The sequence below is a fragment of the Pseudonocardia abyssalis genome, from assembly GCF_019263705.2.
Classification (GTDB): Bacteria; Actinomycetota; Actinomycetes; order Mycobacteriales; family Pseudonocardiaceae; genus Pseudonocardia; species Pseudonocardia abyssalis.
Genome location: NZ_JADQDK010000001.1, coordinates 783,876 through 802,816, shown reverse-complemented (window position 1 = coordinate 802,816; position 18,941 = coordinate 783,876). Strand labels below are relative to the sequence as shown.

At 74.0% G+C, this 18,941-nt stretch carries 19 protein-coding genes and 1 pseudogene; 9 read left to right on the top strand and 11 right to left on the bottom strand.

The genetic code is table 11. The features are described 5' to 3' along the window. Positions 1-10: 10 nt before the first annotated feature. From I4I81_RS03815 to I4I81_RS03805, 3 genes are all read right to left on the bottom strand, one after another. The gene (locus tag I4I81_RS03815) at positions 11-451 is read right to left on the bottom strand and encodes an SRPBCC family protein (protein WP_218603861.1); all 441 of its coding nucleotides are present in this window, start codon (positions 449-451) and stop codon (positions 11-13) included. 34 nt (positions 452-485) lie between these two features. Continuing rightward, positions 486-1,274 carry a metallophosphoesterase family protein gene (locus I4I81_RS03810; RefSeq protein WP_218603860.1) on the bottom strand — a complete coding sequence of 263 codons (789 nt, stop codon included), beginning with the start codon at positions 1,272-1,274 and terminating at the stop codon, positions 486-488. A gap of 153 nt (positions 1,275-1,427) precedes the next feature. Continuing rightward, the gene (locus I4I81_RS03805; RefSeq protein WP_226363733.1) at positions 1,428-1,820 is read right to left on the bottom strand and encodes a polyketide cyclase / dehydrase and lipid transport; all 393 of its coding nucleotides are present in this window, start codon (positions 1,818-1,820) and stop codon (positions 1,428-1,430) included. Between the two features lie 105 nt (positions 1,821-1,925). Here I4I81_RS03805 and I4I81_RS03800 point away from each other — a divergent pair, with 105 nt between their 5' ends. Together I4I81_RS03800 and I4I81_RS03795 are read left to right on the top strand one after the other, a co-directional pair. After that, a complete protein-coding gene (locus I4I81_RS03800; protein WP_218603859.1) occupies positions 1,926-3,725 on the top strand; it encodes an AMP-dependent synthetase/ligase in 1,800 nt (599 codons plus the stop codon). A gap of 42 nt (positions 3,726-3,767) precedes the next feature. After that, positions 3,768-4,580, top strand: coding sequence for a class I SAM-dependent methyltransferase (locus I4I81_RS03795; protein ID WP_218603858.1), 813 nt, complete (start codon positions 3,768-3,770; stop codon positions 4,578-4,580). On the opposite strand, the gene I4I81_RS03790 is transcribed toward I4I81_RS03795, so the two are convergent. From I4I81_RS03790 to I4I81_RS03775, 4 genes are all read right to left on the bottom strand, one after another. Next, positions 4,543-5,703, bottom strand: coding sequence for a glycosyltransferase family 4 protein (locus I4I81_RS03790; protein ID WP_218603857.1), 1,161 nt, complete (start codon positions 5,701-5,703; stop codon positions 4,543-4,545). The genes I4I81_RS03795 and I4I81_RS03790 overlap by 38 nt on opposite strands. Before the next feature lie 86 nt (positions 5,704-5,789). After that, positions 5,790-6,797 (bottom strand): NlpC/P60 family protein, encoded by a 1,008-nt coding sequence (locus I4I81_RS03785; RefSeq protein ID WP_218603856.1) that lies wholly within the window; start codon positions 6,795-6,797, stop codon positions 5,790-5,792. Positions 6,798-7,103: 306 nt separating this feature from the next. Continuing rightward, positions 7,104-7,394 (bottom strand): hypothetical protein, encoded by a 291-nt coding sequence (locus tag I4I81_RS03780; protein WP_218603855.1) that lies wholly within the window; start codon positions 7,392-7,394, stop codon positions 7,104-7,106. Positions 7,395-7,463: 69 nt separating this feature from the next. Further along, positions 7,464-8,741, bottom strand: coding sequence for an NYN domain-containing protein (locus I4I81_RS03775; RefSeq protein ID WP_226363732.1), 1,278 nt, complete (start codon positions 8,739-8,741; stop codon positions 7,464-7,466). A gap of 143 nt (positions 8,742-8,884) precedes the next feature. Between I4I81_RS03775 and I4I81_RS03770 the strand changes: the two genes are divergently transcribed. Together I4I81_RS03770 and I4I81_RS03765 are read left to right on the top strand one after the other, a co-directional pair. Then, on the top strand, positions 8,885-10,606 hold the full coding sequence (locus I4I81_RS03770; RefSeq protein ID WP_226363731.1) for a DEDD exonuclease domain-containing protein: 1,722 nt from the start codon (positions 8,885-8,887) through the stop codon (positions 10,604-10,606). Between the two features lie 65 nt (positions 10,607-10,671). After that, positions 10,672-10,950, top strand: coding sequence for an Lrp/AsnC family transcriptional regulator (locus tag I4I81_RS03765; protein WP_218615807.1), 279 nt, complete (start codon positions 10,672-10,674; stop codon positions 10,948-10,950). A gap of 102 nt (positions 10,951-11,052) precedes the next feature. Here the strand turns inward: I4I81_RS03765 and trpD are convergent, their stop codons facing one another. Further along, complete coding sequence (gene trpD, locus I4I81_RS03760; protein ID WP_218602557.1) at positions 11,053-12,090, bottom strand: anthranilate phosphoribosyltransferase; 1,038 nt, start codon at positions 12,088-12,090, stop codon at positions 11,053-11,055. Then, positions 12,083-12,517, bottom strand: coding sequence for a hypothetical protein (locus I4I81_RS03755; protein ID WP_226363730.1), 435 nt, complete (start codon positions 12,515-12,517; stop codon positions 12,083-12,085). The genes trpD and I4I81_RS03755 overlap by 8 nt, the downstream gene beginning before the upstream one ends. 95 nt (positions 12,518-12,612) lie before the next feature. On the opposite strand from I4I81_RS03755, the gene ctaE reads away from it, so the two are divergent. Genes ctaE through qcrB form a run of 4 tightly spaced genes read left to right on the top strand, consistent with a single transcriptional unit; the run spans position 12,613 to position 16,925 of the window. Further along, positions 12,613-13,215: an aa3-type cytochrome oxidase subunit III gene (gene ctaE / locus I4I81_RS03750; protein ID WP_185718593.1), complete on the top strand. Its 603-nt coding sequence runs from the start codon at positions 12,613-12,615 to the stop codon at positions 13,213-13,215. Positions 13,216-13,252: 37 nt separating this feature from the next. Then, entirely contained in the window at positions 13,253-14,086 is an 834-nt protein-coding gene (gene qcrC, locus I4I81_RS03745) for a cytochrome bc1 complex diheme cytochrome c subunit (protein ID WP_218602558.1), read from the top strand. Further along, positions 14,083-15,216, top strand: a complete 1,134-nt coding sequence (qcrA, locus tag I4I81_RS03740) for a cytochrome bc1 complex Rieske iron-sulfur subunit (RefSeq protein WP_218602559.1) — start codon at positions 14,083-14,085, stop codon at positions 15,214-15,216. Before qcrC ends, qcrA begins: the two co-directional genes overlap by 4 nt. Continuing rightward, positions 15,213-16,925 (top strand): cytochrome bc1 complex cytochrome b subunit, encoded by a 1,713-nt coding sequence (gene qcrB / locus I4I81_RS03735; protein ID WP_218602560.1) that lies wholly within the window; start codon positions 15,213-15,215, stop codon positions 16,923-16,925. Before qcrA ends, qcrB begins: the two co-directional genes overlap by 4 nt. 58 nt (positions 16,926-16,983) lie before the next feature. Here the strand turns inward: qcrB and I4I81_RS03730 are convergent, their stop codons facing one another. Beyond that, the gene (locus I4I81_RS03730) at positions 16,984-18,081 is read right to left on the bottom strand and encodes a glycosyltransferase 87 family protein (protein ID WP_218602561.1); all 1,098 of its coding nucleotides are present in this window, start codon (positions 18,079-18,081) and stop codon (positions 16,984-16,986) included. A gap of 200 nt (positions 18,082-18,281) precedes the next feature. Between I4I81_RS03730 and I4I81_RS03725 the strand changes: the two genes are divergently transcribed. Beyond that, positions 18,282-18,557 carry a hypothetical protein gene (locus I4I81_RS03725; protein ID WP_218602562.1) on the top strand — a complete coding sequence of 92 codons (276 nt, stop codon included), beginning with the start codon at positions 18,282-18,284 and terminating at the stop codon, positions 18,555-18,557. On the opposite strand, the pseudogene I4I81_RS03720 reads toward I4I81_RS03725, so the two are convergent. After that, positions 18,554-18,921: pseudogene (locus I4I81_RS03720) on the bottom strand (MarR family winged helix-turn-helix transcriptional regulator). The gene I4I81_RS03725 and the pseudogene I4I81_RS03720 overlap by 4 nt on opposite strands. Positions 18,922-18,941 lie beyond the last annotated feature (20 nt).

Below are 18,941 nucleotides of genomic sequence, written 5' to 3'. Positions count from 1 at the left end.
TATCCGTCGCTCAGTTCGCGCTCTCGACCCGCCGCTTCAGGCCCTTGAGCGCCGTGTCGATGATGACCTTCTCGGCCTTGCGACGGAGCATGCCGATCATCGGGATGTTCAGGTCGACGGCGAGGGAGTACGTGACGGTCGTCGAGCCCGTCGACCCGCTCAGGGAGTACGAGCCGTCCTGGGCCTTCTGCATCTGGCCCTTGACCAGCGTCCAGCTGACGGCCCGGTCGTCGGGGGCCCAGGTGTAGTCGAGCGTGTAGGAGTCCTTGATCGGACCGGCGTCCATCGTGAACCGCACGCGCGCGGGGCGACCGCCCGCGCCGGCCTCGAGCACCTCGACGCTCTTCACCTGCTCGGCCCACTCCGGGTAGGCCTCGAAGTCGGCGATCACCGCCATCACCCGCTCCGCGGGTGCGGCGATGTCGATCGAGGAGGTGGTCGCGTTGGCCATGCGGGCAGGTTACCGGCCGGTTTCCGGAGCCGCGTCACCAGCGCAGCACGTACGGCACACCGGTGCGCCGGAAGTGCCCGACGTTGACGCACTCGGTGCTCCCGACCCGCGCGCGTGCCGCGAGCGGCTGGTGCACGTGGCCGAACAGCGCCGCCCGCGCCCGGTCGCGGAGGCACACGTCGAGCAGCGCGGCCGACGACGACTCGGCGCGCCGCGACACCACGTCGTAGGCGAGGTCGGGGACCGCGGGCGGGACGTGACTGCACAGCACGTCGACCGGCCCCATCCGCGCCACGGCGGCGTCGAACTCCTCGGCGCGCAGCAGGTTCGGCTTCCACGGCCCGCCGCGGCGGGGTTCGACCCCCGGCGGCAGCGGCGCCCCGCCGACGAACCCGAACCGCAGCCCGCCCAGCGTCACGACCTGCCCGTCGGCGGCCACGACGCCGTCACGGACGAACTCGGGCCACAGCTCGGGCTGGTCGACGTTGCCGGGGATCGCCCAGGTCGGCGCGGACATCACGGCGAACAGCTCGGCGTACTGCTCGCGGACGGCGTCGGCGACGACCGCGGGCGGGTCGGGCACCGCGGACCACGCGGCCCGCGCGAACTCCATCAGGTCCCCGGGGCGCCCGTTCGTCCGGATCTCGCCGAACCGGCGGCTGACGTCCGGGCCGAGGACGCGGCCCAGGATCCCCCGGTCCGGGTTCTGGTAGTCGACGAAGTCGACCAGGTCACCGAGCACGAGCAGCGCGTCGGCGCCGTCGCCCGCGCGGGCCAGTGCCTCGGCGTTGCCGTGCACGTCGGAGACCACGTGCACGCGCATGGACGCACGGTATCCCGCCGCCGGTGCCCCCGACGATCGGCGGTGGCCGCGCCTCCGCCCCTCACCGGGCGCAGCCGCACGGACCGGCCCGGTGATCGGCGCCGACCGCACCCCGTCGCCCTCACCGGGGCGCGCACGCGGCCCGCGCGGCGATCAGGCGGGGGGCTCGCCCGGCGCCCGTCCCGCCTCGAGGCGGTCCTTGCAGGCGAACGCGACCGCTTTCGCCGCGCGCTGGCGCCGCCGTGCCTCCGCGGCCCCGCGACGCGGGGCCGCCGGAGCGGGACGCCCGTCGGGACCGGAGGGGTCGGCGCGCAGGAAGTAGTGCAGCACCGTGCCGTCGAGGACCGGTTCGAGCCAGACCTCCATGCTGCCGACGAGCGCACCGGTCACCGTCCACCGGAAGCCCTGGACCCCGCGGTCGGTGTCGACGGCCAGGCGCAGGTCGGGCCACCAGCGCGCCCAGTGGGCGGGCGCCGCGAACTCCGCTGCCACCACCTCCGGGGGCACCGCCAGGAACGTCTCGTCCACCACGTCGACCGAGGGCACGTCCGCAGACTGCCGGACCGGGCGAATCGGACAGCCGTCACCCCTCCCCCAGCGCCCTACCGCGCGGTAGGTTGCTGCGAGCTTCAGCCGAGGAGGACTGGTCCAGTGCGCGAGTACAGCGTTCCCGCCACCATCACCGTGGGTGACGAGGAGAACCTCGTCGACGCGGTCTTCGACAACGCGGCCGCCCACGGCTCCGACGTCGTCTACCGCCGTCGCGGGTCCGACGACCAGCGGGCCGACATCACGTCGGCCCAGTTCGCCGACCAGGTCGCGGGCGTCGCGCGCGGGCTCATCGCGTCCGGGGTGTCCGCAGGCGACCGCGTCGCGCTGCTGTCCCGCACACGCTACGAGTGGACGCTGCTGGACTACGCGATCCTCGCCGTCGGCGGCGTCACCGTACCCATCTACGAGACCTCCTCCGCCGAGCAGATCGACTGGATCCTCTCCGACTCCGATGCCGTCGGGATCGTCGTGGAGTCGGCGAAGCACCAGGCGGTCGTCGAGGAGGTGGCCCGCCCGGGGCTGACGGTCTGGCAGCTCGACGGCGGCGCCGTCGACGCGCTGGTGGCCGCCGGAGCCGACACCCCCGTCGAGGAGGTGCACGTCCGCCGGAAGGCGGTACGCGCGAGCGACCTCGCCACCCTGATCTACACCTCCGGCACGACCGGGCGCCCCAAGGGCTGCGAGCTGACCCACCGCAACCTGCTCACCGAGGTGCGCACGGTCTCCGCGGTCTTCCCCGAGCTCCTCACGGTGGGCAGCTCGGTGCTGCTGTTCCTGCCGCTCGCGCACGTGTTCGGCAAGGCGATCCAGTGCGGCGCGCTGCTGACCCGCACCACCGTCGCGCACACCGCCGACGTCACACAGCTGCTGCCCGACCTCGCCGCGTTCCGCCCGTCGTTCCTGCTCGCCGTGCCACGGGTGTTCGAGAAGGTCTACAACGGCGCACGCCAGCGGGCCCACAACGACGGCAAGGGCAAGATCTTCGACGCCGCCGCCGACACCGCGATCGCGTACTCGAAGGCCCAGGACACCGGCGGCGCCGGGATGGTGCTCAAGGCCAAGCACGCGGTGTTCGACAAGCTCGTCTACGGCAAGCTCCGCGCGGCCGTCGGGGGCAACGTCCTCGCCGCGGTCTCCGGCTCCGCCCCGCTGGGTGCGCGGCTGGGCCACTTCTTCCGCGGCGTCGGCCTGCCCGTCCTGGAGGGCTACGGGCTCACCGAGACCTCCGCGGGCATCACGCTCAACACGCTCGCCGCGCAGCGCATCGGCAGCGTCGGGCGGCCGGTGCCCGGGCACGCCGTCCGGATCGCCGAGGACGGCGAGATCCTGCTGCAGGGGCCGCTGGTCTTCCGCGGGTACTGGAAGAACGAGACCTCCACCGCCGAGGCCGTCGAGGACGGCTGGTTCCACAGCGGCGACATCGGCGAGCTCGACGACGCCGGCTTCCTGACGATCACCGGGCGCAAGAAGGAGATCATCGTGACGGCGGGCGGCAAGAACGTCGCCCCCGCCGTGCTCGAGGACCGCCTGCGTGCACACCCGCTGATCAGCCAGTGCATGGTCGTCGGCGACGCGCAGCCGTTCATCGGCGCGCTGGTCACGATCGACCCCGAGGCGCTGCCGGGTTGGCGCGAGCGCAACGGCAAGCCGGCCGCCGAGGGCGTCGCCGACCTCGTCGACGACGCCGACCTGCGCGCCGAGGTCTCCGCGGCCGTCGACGAGGCCAACAAGGCGGTCTCGCGGGCCGAGCAGATCCGCGAGTTCCGGATCCTGCCCGTCGACTTCACCGAGGCGGGCGGGGAGATGACCCCGACGATGAAGGTGAAGCGCCAGGTCGTCGCGAAGACCTTCGCCGGCGACATCGCAGCCATCTACGCCGGGACGTCGGCCTCGAGCTGAGCGGGCTGGCCGCCGGCCCGGCGTCGTGCCAGGGTCGGTGGCGTGACCACTCCGCCCGGGATCGCCGGCGTCTTCGACCGCGCCGCCGACTCCTACGACGACGTCGGCGTGCCCTGGTTCCGGCCCATCGCCGCGGGACTGGTCGAGGAACTGGCGGTCGAGCCGGGCGAGCGGGTGCTCGACATCGGCTGTGGGCGGGGAGCCGCGCTGTTCCCGCTGGCCGACGCCGTGGGCGGGGCAGGCCGCGTGCTCGGCATCGACCTCGCGCCACGGATGGTGGAGCGCACCGCAGCCGACGCGCGAGACCTTCCGCAGGTGGAGGTGCGGGTCGGCGACGCCACCGCCCCGGGCCTTCCCACCGCGTCGTTCGACGTCGTCGCGTCGGCGCTCGTGCTCTTCTTCCTGCCCGACCCGGGCGCCGCCGTCCGGGCGTGGGCGGAGCTCCTCGTCGACGGTGGGCGGATGGGCGTCACGACGTTCGGGCCGCAGGACCCGCGGTGGCGGGCCGTCGACGAGGTCTTCGACCCCCACCTCCCACCCGCGATGCTCGACGCGCGCACCAGCGGGCGCGTCGGCCCGTTCTCCTCCGACTCCGGGGTGGAGGGGCTGCTGCGCGACGCGGGGCTGCGCGAGGTCCGCACCGCGCACCGGACGGTCGAGGCGGTCTTCCGCGACGCCGACCAGCTCCTGGACTTCACCTGGTCGCACGGGCAGCGGGCGATGTGGGAGGTCGTGCCCACCGCCGAGCACGCCGCACTGGCCCGTCGCATCGCCGACATCGCCCGACAGCACGGTGACGGCACGGGGCGGCTCGTCTTCAACCAGGAGATCCGGCACACCCTCGGCCGCCGCTGACCGCCAGCAGCTCCCGCAGGGTCGCCACGCGCGAGGGCCAGGTCCAGTCCCGGACCATCCGGGCCCGCCCGGCGGCGCCCATCGCGGCTGCGCGCGCCGGATCGGCCAGCAGTGCCGCCACCGCGTCGGCCACGGCGTCGACCCGTCGCCCGTCGACGACGTGGCCGGTCACGCCCGGGTCCACGGTCTCGGGAGCGCCGCCGGAGTCGCCCGCGACCACCGGCAGCCCCGACGCCGCGGCCTCCAGCAGCGCGATCCCGAGCCCCTCGACGTCGAGCCCGCCGCGGCGGGTGCGGCACGGCAGCGCGAAGACGTCGGCGACGCCGTGGTGGGCGGCCAGCTCGTCGGCGGGCACCTCACCGGTGAACACGACGTGCTCCACGACCCCGTGCGCGGCGGCGAGCCGGTGCAGGCGCGCGGCGTCCGGGCCGTCGCCGACGAGCAGCAGCCGGGCCCCCGGCACCCGGCTCCTGACCTGCGGCATCGCCCGGATCAGCACGTCCTGGCCCTTGCGCCGCACCAGCCGGGACACGCACGCCACGACCGGTGCGTCACCGAGCCGGTAGCGCAGTCGCAGAGCCGTCCGGGCGGCCGGGTCGGGGGCGAACCGGTCGGTGTCGATGCCCGAGGGCAGGGGTACCAGCGCGGCGGTGGGCCCGAACGCCGCGGCGGTGCGGTCGCGGGTCCAGTGCGAGATGGTCGTCAGCGCGTCGGCGTCGGCCCCGATCCGACCCAGTGCCTGGCGCGCGCCGGGCAGCAGCGGCCAGCCCGCCTCGTGCCCGTGGGTGCTCGCGACCACCCGTTCCACCCCGGCACGTCGGCGCAGCCACGGCCCGAGCAGCGCCAGCGGGGCCGCCGCCCCGAACCAGACGGTGCGCGCCCCGTGCTCGCGGGCCAGCGCCGCGGCCCGGTGCGCGACCGCGGGGACGGGCAACATCAGCGACGTCGGGTGGCGGTGCACGGGATGCGGGAACGCCGCGTCGAACGCCGCAGCACCGGGCCAGGCGGGCGCGTACACGGCCAACTCCCCCGGAGGCAGCCGCCGGGCCAACTCGTGCAGGTAGGTCTGGATGCCCCCGGTACGCGGCGGGAAGTCGTTCGTCACCAGCAGGGTGCGGGGCACCCGCTCAGGCTAGATCGGCGGGGCGGAGAGCCCGGGCGGCGGCCGGTGGCTCCGGCCGCCGCCCGTACCCGGGGAGCGGACGAGGTCTAGAGGCGGCGAGCGCCGCTGAAGGCGCTGCTGGACACCGTGGCGTACTTGACGACGTCACCGGACTGCGGGGCGTTGACCATCTTGCCGTCGCCGGCGTAGATGCCGACGTGGCTCACGGGGCTGTAGTAGAAGACGAGGTCGCCGGGCCGCATGTCGTCCCAGGCCACCGCCTGGCCCACCCGGGCCTGCTGCGACGACGAGCGCGGCAGCGTGACGCCGGCCTCGGAGAACGCCCACGAGGTGAGGCCGGAGCAGTCGAAGCTGCCCGGACCCTCGGCACCCCACTGGTAGGGCTTGCCGAGCTGGGTGATCGCGGCGCGGAGGGCGACGACGCCCGCTCCACTTCCGGTGACCGGACCGCTCGGCCCGTCGACGGCGGGACCGAGACGGTCGGAGCGCTCCTGCGGGCTGAGCCGCTCCAGGAGGCGCTCGGCCTCCTCGATGCGCATCTCCGCGTCGCGCTTGCGGGCGGCGACGTCCTGCTCCGCGGCCACGGCCGCGTCGGCGGCCGACTGCGCGCGCGCCGTGGCGGCGTCGGCCTCGGCCTGCGCCGCCTCCGTCTGCTCGACGACGGCGATCAGCTGCTCCAGCGCGGCCCGCTGATCGGTGGCCAGGAGCTCCAGCACCGACATCTGGTCGAGGAAGTCCTCGGGCGAGCCGCTGGCGAGCAGGGCGTTGAACTGGTCGAGGTTGCCGCCCTCGAACGTCGACATCGTCAGCGCGTCGACCTGCAGGCGGTACTCCTCCTCGCCGGCGCGGGCGGCGTCGGCGGCCTGACGGGCGGGCTCGACCGCCGCGCTCATCCGCTCGAGCTCGTCCTGCCGCGCGGTGAGCTCGTCCTTCGCGGCGTGCCACTCCTCGGTGAGCGCCTCGGCCTCACGCTGCACCTGCTCGAGCGCGGTGGCGGCGTCCTCCGCGTTGTCCGGGGGCGCGGGCTGCGCGGACGCGGGAGCGATGCCGAGAACCAGGGCCAGCGCGCCGGCCAACAGCAGAGCCAGCACCACCGACACTCCGGGCCGGGTACCGCCGGGTGACACCACGCGGACGCGTCTCCTTCGTCTCCACCGTCGCTCTCGATCGATGTCGCCGATCGACGTTCTCCTATGGAGTAACGACGCTCGTCCAACGGAAGAACGACGGTGACCGTGCGTTGCCAATCGCGTTCGAATGGCTGACGGACCGCACGGCGTGGGCGAGGTTACGGAGGTGGCCAGAGGGCGTCCAGCACGGGGGTTCACCGGCGCGGCGGGCGCGGCGCGCCCACGGGCAGGGGCGCCGACCAGGGGGAACCGTTCGATAACGGTGTGATGTCACCCCACGTCACGGGCCGATCCCCCGGTGTCGCCGGACTCGGGCATCCGCTGACGCGGGGCGGCCACCAGCCGCAACCGCGGCACCAGGCCCTGATCCGCGAGCACATCGAGGGCGCGCCGCTCCGGTGCGTCGAGCTGCACGGTGGACGCGCCGGACGGTCCCTCCCCGGCGGGTGCCACGTCCTCCGGACGCCGCGCCGGCACACCCGGCACCCCGAGCAGCACCCCGATCACGCAGTCGCCGCAGGCGTTCCCGCGGACCTCGCAGCTGTCACAGTCGACGATCATGTCGCTCCTCCCGGACGTGGCTCGTGCCGTGCCACGGACGTTAGGGACGACCCCTGACAGTTTCGGGGCTCAGCCGCGGACCAGGCGCGTCAGGATCGCCGTCGAGGGCACCGTGTAGGCCCCGCGCCGCTGCACCGACCGCACGACCGCGCCGTCGGACGTCGCCACCAGCACCGGCCGCCCCTGCGGCTCAGCGGCGACCAGCGAGCGGATCACGTCGTCGGCGATCACACCCTTGTCGCTGAACAGCACCCGCACCCCGCGCGACCCGCGCACCGGCGCCGCGACGACGCCCGCCCCGTCGAACACGACGGTGACCTCCACCCCCGTGCGCGCGGCGAGCGCGGCGAGCTGCCCGACCAGCCGGGTGCGCTGGTCGGCCAGCGTCAGCTCCGGGTAACCGGTCTTGCTGACGTTGTAGCCGTCGACGACGAGGTGCACGGTGGGCACCGCGAGCAGCGCGTCGAGCGCCGCGAGCCCGTCGACGGGCCCACCGCCCGCTGCCGTGCCCGCGCCGGTGACGAGATCGCCGGGGCGCGGCCCGCCGCCGCCCAGCGCCAGCTCGCGGCGCAGCCCGGCCACGGCACCCCCGAGCGTGTCGACGAGCAACCCGAGGCGCACCTCGTCGGCCTGCCGGGCCTCCCGCGCCGCCTGCCGGGCCGACGCGACCTCCCCAGCAGCCCGGTCGGCCCGCCGGCGTTCCTGCTCGGCTCGGGCGCGCTCGCGGTCGGCGTCGGCGCGCGCGGCGGCCAGGTCGGCGGCGGCCGCCGCCCGCACGTCCTCGACGACCCGGTCGGCGGACGCGTGCCCGTCGAGGGCCGCCCGCAGCTTCGCGCCCTGCTCGGACACGCGCCGGCGCAGCTGCTGGTACTCGGCGTCGCGCTGCTCGCCCGCCGAGCGCGCCTGCTCGCGGGCCTCGCCGAGCTCGCCGCGCAGACGCTCCAGCTCGGTGGTGAGCTTGTCGACCCGCGAGAGCGCCGCGTCGCGCTCGGCGCGCAGCTCCCCCACGTCGCCCCGGTGCGCGGCCGCGGCCACGGCGTCGGCCGCCGCGGCGTCACCGACCAGCACCGCGGCCGCCGCGGCGGTCAGCGCGTCGTCGGCGTCCGGGACGAGCTCCCCGGGCCGGTGCTCGTCCCACCAGGCGACGACGGCCGTGCGGAACACCGTCGAGGCCCCCAGCTCGGCCAGCAGCGCAGGCGCCCCGAGCTTCGCGCGCTTCGCGGGGGTGAACCGGGCCAGACGGCGCAGCGGGACGGGCACCTCCGTGGCCGGCAGCCCGCCGACCGCGGTGGACGCGACGTCGGCGAGCCGGCTCCGCACGGCGTCGGGCAGGCGCGACCAGTCCACGGGGGCTCCCCCGTCGGCTGCTGGCGTCCCGGACATCGCACCAGGTTATCCGCGCCGGGGCCGCCGCACCGCCACCGCAGCGCCGGGACGCCCGGATCGGGACCGGCGGATTCTGTCGGGGGGCCCGGCTAGCGTCCCGCGCCGTGACCGCTCCCCCCGTGTCGCCCGTGCTGCAGCTGTCCTTCGACGAGCTGGGCACCCCCCTGCGCGAGGTCACGTTCGTGGTGCTCGACCTGGAGACCACCGGCGGGTCGGCCAAGCAGCACGCGATCACCGAGATCGGGGCGGTCAAGGTCCGCGGCGGCGAACGGATCGGCGAGCTGTCCACGCTGGTCGACGCGGGGGTCGGCATCCCGCCCGGGATCGTCGCGCTCACCGGGATCACCACGGCGATGATCCAGGACGCACCGTCGGTCGACGCCGTGCTGCCCGCGCTGCTGGAGTTCCTGCGCGGCGCGGTGCTGGTGGCGCACAACGCGCCGTTCGACACCGGCTTCCTGCGCGCCGCCTGCGAGCGCCACGGGCACGCCTGGCCGCGTCCCCCGGTGCTGTGCACCGCGCGCCTGGCCCGCGCGGTGCTCACCCGCGACGAGGCACCGAGCGTGCGGCTGGGGGCGCTGGCGCAGATGTTCGGCACCGTCACCACGCCCAACCACCGCGCCCCCGACGACGCGGCCGCCACCGTCGAGGTGCTCCACCACCTGATGGAGCGCATCGGCAACCTCGGCGTGCAGAGCCTGGAGGAGCTGCTCGCGCTGGCGAAGGACTCCGCGCCGCACCGGCCCACCACCGGGCAGCGGCGCAAGCGCACGCTCGCGCGCGGGGTGCCGTCGGCGCCGGGGGTGTACCTGTTCCGCGGTCCGCGCGACGAGGTGCTCTACGTCGGCACGAGCGGCGACCTGGCCCGCCGCGTCCGCAGCTACTTCACCGCCGGGGAGCGCAGGCGCCGGGTGCGCGACATGGTGGCGCTCGCCGAGCGCGTCGACACGGTCGTCTGCGCCCACGCGCTGGAGGCGTCGGTGCGCGAGCTGCGCCTGATCGCCGCGCACCGGCCGCGCTACAACCGCCGCTCGCGCAACCCGCAGCGCGGCTGGTGGGTGGCCGCCACGGTGGAGCCGTTCCCGCGACTGTCGGTCGCCACCTCGCCGCGCGACGGCGCGCTGGGCCCGTTCACCTCGCGGGGTGCGGCCACCGCCGCGGTGGAGACGCTCCTCGACGCCGTCCCGCTGCGGTCGTGCACGCCGCGGATCGCGTTGCGCCCCACCGGCACGCCGTGCGCCCTGCACGAGATGGGCCGCTGCGCAGCGCCGTGCGCCGGGCTGCAGAGCGCGGCTGAGTACGCCCCCGCCGTCGACGCACTGGCCGATCTGGTCGGCGGCCGCGACGACGCCCCGCTGCGTCGCCTCGCCGACGCCGTCGAGGAGTTGTCGGTCCGCGAGCGGTACGAGGACGCCGCCGTGCGCCGCGACCGGCTCGCCGCGCTGATCCTCGCGCTGGCCCGCACCCAGCGGCTCGCCGCGCTCGCGCAGGTGTCCGAGCTGGTCGGGGCCCGGCCCGACGGGCACGGCGGCTGGGAGGTCGCGGTGCTGCGCCACGGGCGGCTCGCCGCGGCAGGGGTCGCGCCGCGCGGGACGCCCCCGATGCCCGTGATCGACGCCCTGCGCCTGGGCGCCCAGACCATCCTGACCGGCCCCGGGCCGCTGCACGGCGCCCCGCACGAGGAGGTGCGGCTGCTGCACCGCTGGCTCGCCACCGGCGGCACCCGCCTGGTGCACAGCGAGCCCACCTGGTCCGAGCCCGCCCGCGGGGCCCCGTCGTGGACGGCGTGGGCCGAGCGCGCCCGCCCGCTGGAGGTGCCCGACTGACGGCGACTACCGTCCGGGGCACGCCATCGCCGGCCCCCCGACCGCCGACCCCCAGGAGCCCGCCCGTGATCACCGCGATCGTCATGGTGCACACCGCCGCCGACCGCATCCCGGAGACGGCCCAGGCCATCGCCGACCTCGACGGCGTCAGCGAGGTCTACTCCTGCGCGGGCGACGTCGACCTGATCGCGGTCGTGAAGGTCGCCCAGCACGACCAGCTCGCCGACGTCATCGCCGGTCGGCTCAGCAAGATCGACGGGGTGCGGCGCACCGACACCCACATCGCCTTCCGCTCCTACTCCCGCGCCGACACCGAGTCCACGTTCTCCGCCGGCCTGGACTGAGCCTCCCTCGCCCCCGGGCCGACCATGATCACCGTCCCGGAACCGGAGGCGGGCCGGAGCCCGCCGTTCGTTCCGAGACCTCGATCATGGGGCCGGGCGGGCTCAGCGCAGGGACGTCGAGACCCGGGCCCACTCGGCGAGCAGCCGCTCCCCCGCCCCCGAGTCGATCGCCCGCGCCACCCGCGGCAGGGCCGCGCGCAGGTCGTCGACGAGCGACGGGCCGGGGCCGTCGTAGGCCACCAGCGCCGCGGCCGAGTTGAGCAGGACCGCGTCGCGCACCGGACCGGTCCTCCCGGCGAGCAGCTCGCGGAACACCCCGGCGTTGACCGACGCGTCGCCGCCGCGGAGGTCGTCGTGGGTGGCGCGGGCGATGCCGAGGTCGGCGGGGTCGAGGGTCTGCACGCGCACCGAGCCGCCTGCGACGACCCGCACCGTCGAGGTGGTGGCGGTCGTGAGCTCGTCGAGGCCGTCGTCGCCCCGCACGACGAGCGCGGACACCCCGCGCGCGGCGAGGACGTCGGCGATCACCGGGGGCATCGTCGGGAACGCGCACCCGATCAGCGACGCCGCGGGCTGGGCCGGGTTCGTCAGCGGACCGAGCACGTTCATGGCGGTGGGCACGCCGAGCTCGCGGCGGGTGACGGCGGTGTGGCGCATCGCGGGGTGGAACACCGGCGCGAAACAGAACCCGATCCCCACCTGCGCGACGCACTCGGCGACGGCCGCGGCGGGGAGGTCGATCGCGACGCCGAGCGCCTCCAGGACGTCGGCGGTACCGCTGGCCGAGGACGCCGCCCGCCCCCCGTGCTTGACGACGGGGGCACCGGCCGCGGCCACCACCACCGCCGACATCGACGAGATGTTGACCGTGTGCGCCTGGTCACCTCCGGTGCCCACGACGTCGACCGCCCGGACGGGCACGGTGAACCGTCTCGCGTGCGCGAGCATCGTCTCGGCGAGCCCGCCGATCTCGGCCGCGGTCTCGCCCTTCGCGCGCAGCGCGACCAGGAAGCCGGCGAGCTGCGCGGGCGTGGCCTCGGCGGACAGCACGCGGTCCATCACCCACGCGGTGTCGGCCGAGTCGAGGTCCTCACCGCGGATCAACCGGCCCAGCAGGGCGGGCCAGGTCAGCTCAGCCACGGTGCGCGACGGGCAGCTCACCGGCACGGGCCCGACGCAGCACGTCGGCGACCGTCTCGGCGGCGGTGATCGGGTCGAGCGGGTGCACGAGCACCGCGTCGGCCTGCGACCAGGTGGCCAGCCAACGGTCGTCGCGGCGGCGGACCGTGACGATGATCGGCGGGCAGTCGGTGATCTCGTTCTTGAGCTGCCGCGAGACGCCCATGCCGCCGGTCGGCTGGGCCTCCCCGTCGAGGATCGCGAGGTCGATCGAACCGGCGTCGGCGGCGACGAGCACCTCCGAGATGCCGCTCGCCTCCAGGAACGTGACGCGACCGAGATCGGGTGCCGGGCGCCTTCCGACGGCGTTGACGATGGCCTCCCGGACCTCGGGCCGGTGGCTGAGCACCAGCACGGTCAGGGCCTCACGGGCGACGGGGCTGTTCACGCGCGGAACTCTAGACCGCCCCGCGCGGGCAGCGTTCGAGAACCCGTTGGGTCCCCGACAGGCTGTAGAAGTTGGTCTGGGGTCATAATGCCCGAGTGACGACAGCGGCTCCCAACATCAGCGCGCGGATCCACTCGCTGAACCGGCCCAACCTGGTCAGCGTCGGCACGATCGTCTGGCTGTCCAGCGAGCTGATGTTCTTCGCCGGGCTCTTCGCGATCTACTTCACCGCGCGCGCACAGCACGAGGGCGAATGGCCCCCTGCCCCGACCGAACTCAACGTGCCCTACGCGCTGGCGGTGACGATCGTCCTGGTGGCGTCGTCGTTCACCTGCCAGTTCGGGGTCTTCGCCGCCGAGCGGGGTGACGTCTTCGGCCTGCGGCGCTGGTACCTCCTCACCCTGGCGATGGGCGCGTTCTTCGTGCTCGGCCAGGCGTACGAGTACAGCGTTCTGGTGCTCGAGCACGACACCACGCTCGCCTCCAGCGCGTACGGCACCGTCTTCTACATGGCGACGGGGTTCCACGCCCTGCACGTCATCGGCGGCCTGGTCGCCTTCGTGTACCTGCTCATCCGCACGAAGCTGAGCAAGTTCACGCCGCAGCAGGCCACCGCGGCGATCGTCGTGTCGTACTACTGGCACTTCGTCGACGTCGTGTGGGTGGGTCTGTTCGCCGTCATCTACTTCATCCGCTGAGCTCATGCCTGAGACCGAACTACCCGAAGGCGCGCAGATGACCACCACACCGAACACCCGCGGGGCACGCAGCCGGTTCCGCCGCCGCCTCGCGGGCGCGATGGCGCTGGGCATCGGGCTCCTGTCCGCCGGCGCGCTCTACACCGTCGGCGCTCCGGCACCGCAGGTCGCCCACGCCCAGGAGGCCGACGCGGCACTGCTGGCCCAGGGCGAGGAGCTCTACAACAACGCCTGCATCACCTGCCACGGGTCGAACCTGCAGGGCGTCACCGACCGCGGGCCCAGCCTGATCGGTGTCGGCGACGCGGCGTCCTACTTCCAGGTCTCCACCGGGCGCATGCCGCTGGCGCGCCAGGAGGCCCAGGCCATCCGCAAGCCCCCGCGCCCGGAGTTCGACCCGGAGACCGAGCAGGGGCAGGCCAACCTCGACGCCCTCGGCGCGTTCATCCAGGCCAACGGTGGCGGTCCGGTCCGTCCCGAGGCCACCGGCGAGGCGTTGCGCGGCGAGAACTCGGCCCGCGGTGGCGAGCTGTTCCGCCTCAACTGCGCGTCGTGCCACAACTTCACCGGTCGCGGCGGGGCGCTGTCGTCCGGCAAGTTCGCCCCGACGCTCGACCCGGCCACCGAGACCGTCATCTACACGGCGATGCTGTCCGGCCCGCAGAACATGCCCAAGTTCTCCGACCGGCAGCTCACGCCGGAGGAGAAGGCCGACATCATCGCCTACATCAAGTCCGTGTCCGGTGACGTCGCCGACCCCGGCGGCAACGGGCTCGGCGGCATCGGGCCCGTGTCGGAGGGCCTCGTCGCGTTCATCGTCGGCCTCGCGGGGCTGATCGGATTCGCTCTGTGGCTGGGAGCCAAGTCATGACCCTCTCCGAACAGGACCACTCGGGCGGAGTCCGCCGCCCCACGTCGGCCGAGCTCGACGAGATGACGCCGGACCAGCTCGCCACGCTCGCGGCGAACCTCGACGACGTCGAGATCGTCCACAACGCGCGCAAGTTCCCGATCCCGGGCACGCGCGCGGAGAAGCGGGCCGAGCGGGCGGTCGCACTCTGGTTCGGCATCTCGGCACTGTCGGGGCTCGCGTTCCTCGGGGCGTTCATCTTCTGGCCCTTCGAGTACGTGCCGCCGTCGGACCCCGGCTACGACATCTACGTGCTCTACACCCCGGTCATCGGCGGCACCTTCGGCCTCGCCGTGCTGGCGCTGGGCATCGGCGTGATCTCCTACGTGAAGAAGTTCTTCCCCGACGAGGTGTCGGTGCAGCAACGCCACGACGGCATCTCCGACGAGGTCGACCGCCGTACCGTCGTCGCCCAGCTGGCCAAGGCCGGCCAGGACACCGGCATCGGCCGCCGCAAGCTGATCACCCGCGCGGCGGGCGGCGCGGCGGGCGTGTTCGGCCTCGGGTTGGGCATCGCCGCGGTCGCGCCACTGGTCCGCAACCCGTGGGCGGGCGGCGACGAGGCGGCCCTGTGGACCACCGGCTGGCGCGGCGTCGACGGCGAGACCGTCTACCTGCGTCGCGACACCGGCATCCCGGACGAAATCTCCCTGGTCCGCCCGGAGGACCAGGAGCCCGGCTCGATGGAGACGGTGTTCCCGTTCCGCGAGTCGGAGCGCGGCGACGAGGAGGCCCTGCTGCACGCACTGCGCCGCTCGGACAACCCGGTCATGCTCATCCGCCTGCGTCCCGGCACCGAGACGATCAAGCGCGAGGGCCAGGAGGACTGGAACTACGGCGACTTCTACGCCTTCTCCAAGCTCTGCACGCACCTGGGCTGCCCGACCTCGCTGTACGAGACGCAGAGCCAGCGCATCCTGTGCCCGTGCCACCAGAGCCAGTTCCTGGCCACCGAGTACGCGAAGCCGGTGTTCGGTCCGGCCAGCAGGTCACTTCCGCAGTTGAAGATCACAGTGAACGACGAGGGATACTTCGTCGCCACCCGTGACATGGAGCCCGTCGGACCGGCATTCTGGGAGCGGAGATCATGAGCTCGATCACGACGCCGACAACGTCCGGCGGGGGCGCGAACGCCCTGGTCGCCGGGGCCCTGGACGGGACCGACCAGCGCTACCACCCCGCAGCCGGCATGCGGAAGCAGTTCAACAAGGTCTTCCCGACGCACTGGTCGTTCATGCTCGGCGAGGTCGCCCTCTACAGCTTCATCGTGCTGCTGCTCTCGGGCACGTACCTGGCGCTGTTCTACGACCCGTCGATGGCCGAGGTCACCTACAACGGGGTCTTCGACAACCTCCGCGGCGTCCACATGACGCGGGCGTACGAGAGCACCCTGCACATCTCCTTCGAGGTGCGCGGCGGACTGTTCGTCCGGCAGATCCACCACTGGGCGGCGCTGCTGTTCATGGCGGCGATGGTCGCCCACATGTTCCGCACCTACTTCACCGGTGCGTTCCGCAAGCCGCGCGAGGCCAACTGGGTCATCGGCATCCTGCTGATCTTCATCGGCACGTTCGAGGGCTTCACCGGCTACTCGCTGCCCGACGACCTGCTCTCGGGCACCGGCCTCCGCATCGCCTCGGGCATCACGCTCTCGGTGCCGGTCATGGGCACCTGGGTGCACTGGGCGCTGTTCGGCGGAGAGTTCCCGGGCACCGAGATCATCCCGCGGCTCTACATCATCCACGTGCTCCTGCTGCCGGGCGTCCTGCTCGCGCTGATCGCGGTGCACGTCGGCCTGGTCTGGTACCAGAAGCACACCCAGTTCCCCGGGCCCGGCCGCACCGAGAAGAACGTCGTCGGCGTCCGGATCCTCCCGGCCTTCGCGGCCAAGGGCGGAGCGTTCTTCGCGGTGTTCGTCGGTGTCGTCGGCCTGATGGGCGGGCTGTTGCAGATCAACCCGATCTGGAACCTGGGCCCGTACAACCCGTCGCAGATCTCCGCCGGCTCCCAGCCCGACTTCTACATGGGCTGGTCCGACGGGATGGCCCGGCTCTGGCCCGCCTGGGAGATCTACCTGGGCAACTACACGGTCCCCGCGGTGTTCTTCCCGACCGCGGTGTTCCTCCCGATGATCTTCGTGGTCGCCGGGGCGTACCCGTGGATCGAGGCGCGGTTCACCAAGGACACGGCCCTGCACAACCTGCTGCAGCGCCCGCGCGACGTTCCCGTCCGCACCTCGCTCGGCGCGATGGCGATCACGTTCTACATGGTCCTGCTGATCAGCTCGGCCAACGACTGGTTCGCGTTCTTCTTCGACGTGTCGCTCAACGCCACGACGTGGATGGGCCGGATCGGCCTGCTGATCCTGCCGCCCATCGCGTACTGGGTCACCTACCGCATCTGCCTCGGCCTGCAGAAGGGCGACCGCGCGGTCCTCGACCACGGCATCGAGACCGGCATCATCAAGCGGTTGCCCCACGGTGAGTTCATCGAGGTGCACCAGCCCCTCGCCGGGGTCGACGCCCACGGGCACCCGATCCCGCTCGCCTACCAGGGCGCGCCGGTGCCCAAGCGGATGAACCAGCTCGGCATGGGCGGCAAGCCCGTCGCCGGCTCGATGCTCACGCCCGACCCGCGCGAGGAGACGCTCGCGCTGGAGAAGGCGCGTGCCGAGGAGGCCGCGGCCGAGGCGGCCGTGCACGGCGGTCACTCCGGTGACGACGAGCGCGCCGCCCGCACGGGCCACAAGGAGCTCGCGGGCAGCCCCGACGGAGGCCGCCCGAAGGACCCCGAGGACTGACCCGCCGCTCGCACGAACGGAAGGCCCCGCCGGATCTCCGGCGGGGCCTTCCGCGTTCTCACGCCCGGCGCAGCGACCACGCCGCCGACGCCAGCACCACGACGAACAGCACCAGGTAGGCGTCCGGCGTCAGGGAGATCGCACCGGTGGCCGGGATCGGCCCGACCGAGGGCCCGGGCAGCCGCGTGATCACGGCGAGCGTCGCGAGCAGCACCCCGCCCAGTGCGACGGCGGCGGCCCGCTCCCCCGCCACCACGCGCCGCGCCAGCAGCACGACGAGCGGCACCACCCACACCCAGTGGTGCGACCAGGCGAACGGGGCGGCCGCCGCGGACCCCAGCCCGACGAGCGTGCCCGCGGCCAGGTCGACGCCCCGGCGGTGGAGGGCGACCGCGACGGCGAGCGTGAGCATCGCCAGCAGCGCGGCGGGCACCAGGTCGGGCAGGCCGGCCCGGGCCAGGAAGCCGGCGAGGGAGTGGTTGCTGGGCCCGGAGACATCGGAGATCCGCCCCGCGGAGGCGAACGTGCCGCGCAGCCAGTACTCCACCGAGTCGGCGGGGGCCACGAGGAAACCCAGCGCCCCGGCCGCGACGAACGTGCCGATCGCGGTCGCCGCCGCCCGGGTCCGGCCGGTGAGCAGCAGGTACACGACGAACAGGAGCGGCGTGAGCTTCAGCGCGGCGGCCAGCCCGATCCCGACGCCCCGCCAGCGGCTCTCCCGGCACCCGGACAGGTCGCACACCACGAGCGCGAGCAGCACCAGGTTGAGCTGGCCGAGGTAGAAGGTGGTGCGGACCGGGTCGAGCCAGGTCGCCAGGGCCACCACCGCCACGAGCAGCGGCCCGCCCGCGCCGCAGCGCCGCACCACGACGGCGAGCAGCACCAGCCCCAGCACCGTCCACCCGACCGAGAGGACGGGCACCGGCGGCCAGGCCAGCGGCACGAACACGAGCGCGGCGAACGGCGGATAGACGAAGGGCAGGTCGAGCAGGACGCCCCCGCCGTAGAGCGGGCGCCCGGCCGCGACCAGTTCCCCGCCCGCGCGGTAGACCTGCAGGTCGATGAGCAGGGTGTGGGCCTGCGGCCAGATCGCGAGCACCACGGCGTGACCGAGCACGGCCGCTCCCACGACCGCCGCGGCCGGCCGGGTGTTCATGATCCCCACCGTAGGGGGAGGGCGGGTGGCCGCGGCCACACGGACGCGCTAGTGTCCTCCACATGCGTAACGCACTCCTCGCCCTCGACGCGGCCGTACCGCCGCGCGTCGGCTGAGCCAGGTCGCCGGCGCGCAGCTCCTCCCCTCGTTTCCGAGGCCTGGCTCGGGTCCCCCGATCGTCTCGGACCCTGGAGCTCACCATGACCGTTCTGGACCACGCCCCCCGCACCACCTGGACCCCGCGCATCCCGCGCCGCCACGAGATCGTCACGACCGGCGGCATCGAGGGCATCCTGCGCGTCGGTGACGCGCTGCGCGCCGGCGGCTACCCGGTCCGCGACTTCGCCGCCGACGTCCGCGACGGCGTCCCGTACAGCTCCGTCACCTGCACGGTCTCGCTGACCCGGGCCGAGGAGGCGTCGTTCGCCGACCGCCTCTGCACGCTGCGCGGCGTCGTCTCCGTGGAGCCCTGCTAGTCGCTCACGTTCGCCCTCAGGCGGTCGAGCAGCCCCGCCAGCGCGGCGGCGTCGGCCTCGTCGAGGCCGGTGCGCAGGCGCAGGAACGCGGCCTCCCCCTCCCCCGTCAGCTCCCGATGTGCACGCGGCGGTTGCCGGGGTCGCGGCGGCGGGTGAGCAGGCCGTCGCGCTCCGTCGCGTTGAGGTGATGGGTGAGCGTGGTGCCCGCGATGCCGACGGCCGCCGCGATCTCCCGCTGGTTCGCGACGGCGCACGTCTTGAGCGTCAACAGGATCTGCCAGGTGTGCGGGGCGAACGCGCGGGCCACCACCTTGGCCGTCGACGAGAGGTGCAGGCCGATCGGGGTGACGCGGGGAACGGGCACCGTCGGAGCCTGTTCCTGAC

Excerpts from the sequence above, each read along its gene's own strand:
- I4I81_RS03815 (WP_218603861.1), bottom strand. The coding sequence starts at position 451 with ATGGCCAACGCGACCACCTCCTCGATCGACATCGCCGCACCCGCGGAG.
- I4I81_RS03810 (WP_218603860.1), bottom strand. The coding sequence starts at position 1,274 with ATGCGCGTGCACGTGGTCTCCGACGTGCACGGCAACGCCGAGGCACTG.
- I4I81_RS03780 (WP_218603855.1), bottom strand. The coding sequence starts at position 7,394 with ATGATCGTCGACTGTGACAGCTGCGAGGTCCGCGGGAACGCCTGCGGC.
- qcrC (WP_218602558.1), top strand. The coding sequence starts at position 13,253 with ATGACCACCACACCGAACACCCGCGGGGCACGCAGCCGGTTCCGCCGC.
- qcrA (WP_218602559.1), top strand. The coding sequence starts at position 14,083 with ATGACCCTCTCCGAACAGGACCACTCGGGCGGAGTCCGCCGCCCCACG.
- qcrB (WP_218602560.1), top strand. The coding sequence starts at position 15,213 with ATGAGCTCGATCACGACGCCGACAACGTCCGGCGGGGGCGCGAACGCC.
- I4I81_RS03730 (WP_218602561.1), bottom strand. The coding sequence starts at position 18,081 with ATGAACACCCGGCCGGCCGCGGCGGTCGTGGGAGCGGCCGTGCTCGGT.
- I4I81_RS03725 (WP_218602562.1), top strand. The coding sequence starts at position 18,282 with ATGACCGTTCTGGACCACGCCCCCCGCACCACCTGGACCCCGCGCATC.